This window comes from Mesorhizobium sp. M8A.F.Ca.ET.021.01.1.1, from assembly GCF_003998025.1.
Lineage (GTDB): Bacteria > Pseudomonadota > Alphaproteobacteria > Rhizobiales > Rhizobiaceae > Mesorhizobium.
In genome coordinates this window covers 1-4,974 of the sequence record NZ_RZSJ01000473.1, presented here as the reverse complement: position 1 = coordinate 4,974, position 4,974 = coordinate 1, and the positions used below count along the sequence as shown (strand labels likewise).

Genomic DNA, 4,974 nt, shown 5'->3' with positions numbered 1-4,974 from the left:
CCGTTGAAGGAGCGCGGGCGCCCGCGCTGACGTTTTTCGCTGGTTTCCATGGTCGGCATTTTCGGCTGTTTCTCCAAAGATGCAATGAAAAAGTTTTTCATGAAATTCTCGGTGCAAATCCTGGAAAAGGGAAAAGGAAACAAAATCAGTTGGTAGAAGCTGTTTTCTAGAAATGAAAAAATATTCTGGAAAAATTGAAAAATTACCCGCCCGGTGACATCCTTAGCCATCCAACAATCATCTCGTGGAGGCTGGAAATGGCCAGGATGCGCGCTGTCGATGCCGCTGTTCTCGTTCTCGAAAAGGAAGGCATTTCCTGCGCCTTCGGCGTGCCGGGCGCGGCGATCAATCCGCTGTATTCCGCGATGAAGGCGAGGGGGACCATCCGCCATGTCCTTGCCCGTCACGTCGAGGGCGCCTCGCATATGGCCGAAGGCTATACCCGCGCCAAGGCGGGCAATATCGGTCTTTGTATCGGCACTTCGGGGCCGGCCGGCACCGACATGATCACCGGGCTCTATTCGGCCGCGGCCGATTCCATTCCGATCCTGTGCATCACCGGACAGGCGCCGCGCGCGCGCCTCAACAAGGAGGATTTCCAGGCCGTCGACATCGCCGCCATCGCTGCGCCCGTCGCCAAATGGGCGGTGACGGTGATGGAGCCCTATCTGGTGCCGATGGCGCTGCAGAAGGCGTTCCACTTGATGCGCTCGTCGCGCCCAGGTCCGGTGCTGATCGACCTGCCGGTCGACGTCCAGCTGGCCGAGATCGAGTTCGACATCGATGCCTATGAGCCGCTGGCGCCGTTCAAGCCGGCGATGACCCGCGCCCAGGCTGAAAAGGCGCTGGCGATGCTCAATGGGGCTGAGAAGCCGCTGATCGTCGCCGGCGGCGGCATCATCAATGCCGACGCGTCCGACCTGTTGATCGAATTTGCCGAGATTGCGGGCGTTCCGGTCATCCCGACGCTGATGGGCTGGGGCGCCATCCCCGACGACCACCGGCTGATGGCCGGGATGTGTGGACTGCAGACCTCGCACCGTTACGGTAATGCGACGATGCTGGAAGCCGACTTCGTCTTCGGCATCGGCAACCGCTGGGCCAACCGCCACACCGGCTCGGTGGACGTCTATACCAGGGGAAAAAAATTCATCCATGTCGACATCGAGCCAACGCAGATCGGCCGTGTCTTCGCGCCCGATCTCGGCGTTGTCTCGGATGCGGGTGCGGCGCTGAAGATCCTGCTCGACGTCGCCACCGAGTGGAAGACGGCGGGCAAGCTGCGCGACTGGTCGGGCTGGGCCAAGGAATGCCAGGACCGCAAGAAGACCATGAAACGCAAGACCCATTTCGACCAGGTGCCGCTGAAGCCGCAGCGTGTCTACGAGGAGATGAACAAGGCGTTTGGCCGCGACGTCACCTATGTCACCACGATCGGCCTGTCACAGATTGCCGGCGCGCAGTTCCTGCATGTCTACAAGCCGCGTAACTGGATCAATTGCGGCCAGGCCGGCCCGCTCGGCTGGACCCTGCCGGCAGCACTCGGCGTGCGCGCCGCCGATCCCGACCGCACCATCGTGGCGCTGTCGGGCGACTATGATTTCCAGTTCATGATCGAGGAACTGGCCGTCGGCGCGCAGCACAAGCTGCCCTACATCCATGTCGTCGTGAACAACGCCTATCTTGGCCTGATCCGCCAGGCGCAGCGCGGCTTCTCGATGGACTATGAGGTGAGCCTGGCCTTCGAGAACATCAACCGGACTGACGATCCGGAGGCCGGCTACGGCGTCGACCATGTCGCCGTCGCCGAGGCGATGGGCTGCAAGGCGGTCAGGGTGCGCAAGCCGGAGGAATTCGCCGGCGCCTTCAAGCAAGCGGAGCGGTTGATGAAGGAACACCAGGTTCCAGTCGTGCTCGAATTCATTCTCGAACGCGTCACCAACATCTCGATGGGCACCGAGATCGACAAGATCACCGAATTCGAGGACCTTGCCGAACGTCAGGAAGACGCGCCGACCGCGATCGTGATGCTCGACTGATTTTGTTTGAGCATCGGATTGCCCCAAAACTGGTTTCCACTTTTGGGTCCGATACTCCAGGGAGAAAAAGAATGCCGCGTTTTTCAGCCAATCTGTCGATGCTCTTTGGCGAGGACGATTTCCTCGACCGCTTCGATGCCGCCGCCCGCGCCGGCTTCAAGGGTGTCGAATATATCGGCCCTTATGATCATGCGCCCGAGGTGGTCGCCGCCCGCCTGAAAAAGAACGGCCTGACCCAAGTGCTGTTCAACCTGCCTGCGGGCGACTGGGCCAAGGGCGAGCGCGGCATCGCCGTGCTGCCGGACCGCGTGCCGGAGTTCCGCCAGGGCATCGCCAAGGCGATCGCCTATGCGCAGGCGCTGGATTGCAAGCAGGTCAACTGCCTGGCCGGCATTGCGCCGCAGGGCATTGCACGGGACACGCTTGAAAATGTCTTCGCCGAAAACCTTGCCTTCGCGGCGGAGAAACTGGAGCAGGCCGGCATCAAGTTGCTGATCGAACCGATCAACACGCGCGATATCGAGGGTTTCTTCCTCAATTATTCCGACCAGGCGCTAGCGCTGATCGACCGCATCGGCTCCAAGAACCTGTTCCTGCAATACGACATCTACCACATGCAGATCATGGAGGGGGATCTCGCCCGTACCATCGAAGCGAACCTTCCCCGCATCGCGCATATCCAGCTTGCGGACAATCCCGGCCGTCACGAGCCGGGGACGGGCGAGATCAATTTTCCTTTCCTCTACGAACACATCGACCGGATTGGTTATTCCGGCTGGGTGGGTGCGGAATACAAGCCAAAGGCGGGTACGGACGCCGGGCTGGGCTGGTTTCGGGAATTAGCCGGGCAGGGCAGCGCGGCGGCTTAGCCGTCGGGAACTACCAACGTCGGCGCTGCCCCTCACCCTTGCCCTCTCCCTGTGAAGAACGGGGAGAGGGGATCGCCAGCGTCGGAGCGCTTCCCTTCTCCCCGTCACTATACGGGGAGAAGGTGCCGGCAGGCGGATGAGGGGCAGCGCCAGCCTTTCGACGAAGTCGAACGAGATATTCAGGAGAACCACAATGGAAACCATAGGCTTCATCGGCCTCGGCATCATGGGCGCGCCGATGGCGGGGCACCTGCTCGATGCCGGCTATAGGGTCATCGCCAGTGACCATCGCTCGAAGCCACCAGCCGATCTTGCCGCCAAGGGGCTGAAGACTGTCACCGGCCATGCCGCCGTGGCCAAGGCGGCCGACATCATCATCACCATGGTTCCCGACACACCGCAGGTGGCCGACGTTCTGTTCGGCGACAACGGCGTTGCCGTTGGCCTCTCCGAAGGCAAGCTCGTCATCGACATGAGCTCGATCTCGCCGATCGAGACCAAGGAATTCGCAAAAAAGATCAACGAGCTCGGCTGCGACTATCTCGATGCGCCGGTTTCGGGCGGCGAAGTCGGCGCCAAGGCCGCATCCCTCACCATCATGGTCGGCGGCGACGAAAAGACCTTCGAGCGCGCGAAACCCGTGTTCGAGAAAATGGGCAAGAACATCACTTTGGTCGGGCCGAATGGCGTCGGCCAGACGACCAAGGTCGCCAATCAGATCGTCGTCGCGCTGACCATTGAAGCCGTCGCCGAAGCGCTTGTTTTTGCATCGAAAGCCGGCGCAGACCCGGCCAAGGTCAGGCAAGCGCTGATGGGCGGGCTGGCAGCGTCGCGCATTCTCGAAGTGCATGGCGAGCGCATGGTCAAGCGCACTTTCGCGCCGGGCTTCCGCATCGAACTGCACCAGAAGGATCTCAACCTGGCGCTGGAGGGTGCGAAGGCGCTCGGTGTGTCGCTGCCCAATACATCGACCACCCAGCAGTTGTTCAACTCCTGCGCCGCCAATGGCGGGGCGAAGGAGGATCACTCGGCGCTGGTCAGGGCGCTGGAGCGGATGGCCAATTTCGAGGTCGGCGGCGAGGCGGCTGAAGTGAAGGGCAAAGCGGCATAGGGCGGGAGAGGGCGGCACAATGTTCCCAGGCCGCCAGCTCTTGTCCTACACAAGAACGGGTTCCAGCGCTGTCGCTGGAACCCGTTTCTCGTTTCGAGATGTTTTGGCGGGCGGCTTGCCGCGGCTCAGCCGCGCTTCAGAAATGCCCGCGCCGCATAAAGGCTCACCGCCGCGGCGTTCGACACGTTGAGCGAGCGGATGGCGCCGGGCATGTCGAGGCGGGCCAGTGTCGTCACCGTCTCGCGCGTCTTCTGGCGTAGGCCCTTGCCCTCGGCGCCGAGCACCAGTGCTATCCTGTCGCCGGCAAAGCTGGTTTCGAGTTCCGCCTGCCCGTCCGAATCGAGCCCGATGGTCTGGAAGCCGGCCTCGTGCAGTTGGCCGAGCGCGTCGGCGAGGTTCTTCACCTCGATCTGGTCGATATGCTCCAGCGCGCCGGAGGCGGATTTCGCCAGCACGCCCGATTCTTGCGGGCTATGGCGCGCCGTGGTGATCAGCGCGCCGGCGCCGAAGGCGACCGCCGAACGCAGGATGGCGCCGACATTGTGCGGATCGGTGACCTGGTCGAGCACCAGCATCAGCCTGGTGTCGCCAAGCGCGTCGAGGCGCTTGGGCTTCAGCGGCTCGGCCTCTATCAGCACGCCCTGATGCACGGCGTCCGACCCGGTGACCTTGTCGATGTCCCTGGGTTCGACCAGTTCCGCCTTGAAGGGCAGGGCGCCGAGATCACCGATCTCGAGCCGTTCGGCCGCATTGCGCGTCACCAGCATTTTTTTGATCCGGCGGCGCGGATTGTCGAGCGCGGCTCGCACAGTGTGCAGGCCATAAAGGCGCACCAGGCCATCCCCGGCGTTTTCGCCCGGTGGTACGGGTTGGCGAGGCCTGAACGCCGGCGCGCCGCCGCTTTTCTCGTCGCGAAAGGCGCGGCGGAGCTTGGCGTAGTGGGTGTCTTTCGGGG

4 protein-coding genes and 1 pseudogene are annotated in these 4,974 nt (G+C 62.6%); 3 read left to right on the top strand and 2 right to left on the bottom strand.

The features are described from left to right. Window positions 1-230: pseudogene (locus EOA36_RS27445) on the bottom strand (IclR family transcriptional regulator); the annotation flags it as partial. A 27-nt stretch (window positions 231-257) separates the two neighbouring features. On the opposite strand from EOA36_RS27445, the gene gcl reads away from it, so the two are divergent. The 3 genes from gcl (at window position 258) to EOA36_RS27425 (ending at window position 4,019) form a co-directional block, all read left to right on the top strand. Continuing rightward, window positions 258-2,039 (top strand): glyoxylate carboligase, encoded by a 1,782-nt coding sequence (gcl, locus tag EOA36_RS27440; protein WP_127280221.1) that lies wholly within the window; start codon window positions 258-260, stop codon window positions 2,037-2,039. A gap of 71 nt (window positions 2,040-2,110) precedes the next feature. Then, on the top strand, window positions 2,111-2,908 hold the full coding sequence (gene hyi, locus EOA36_RS27435; protein WP_127280220.1) for a hydroxypyruvate isomerase: 798 nt from the start codon (window positions 2,111-2,113) through the stop codon (window positions 2,906-2,908). Window positions 2,909-3,044: 136 nt separating this feature from the next. Then, window positions 3,045-4,019, top strand: coding sequence for a 2-hydroxy-3-oxopropionate reductase (locus EOA36_RS27425; protein WP_127280218.1), 975 nt, complete (start codon window positions 3,045-3,047; stop codon window positions 4,017-4,019). A 125-nt stretch (window positions 4,020-4,144) separates the two neighbouring features. On the opposite strand, the gene EOA36_RS27420 is transcribed toward EOA36_RS27425, so the two are convergent. Continuing rightward, window positions 4,145-4,974, bottom strand: an 830-nt coding sequence (locus tag EOA36_RS27420; protein ID WP_145969333.1) for an RNA methyltransferase, incomplete at its 5' end; no start/stop codon positions are given.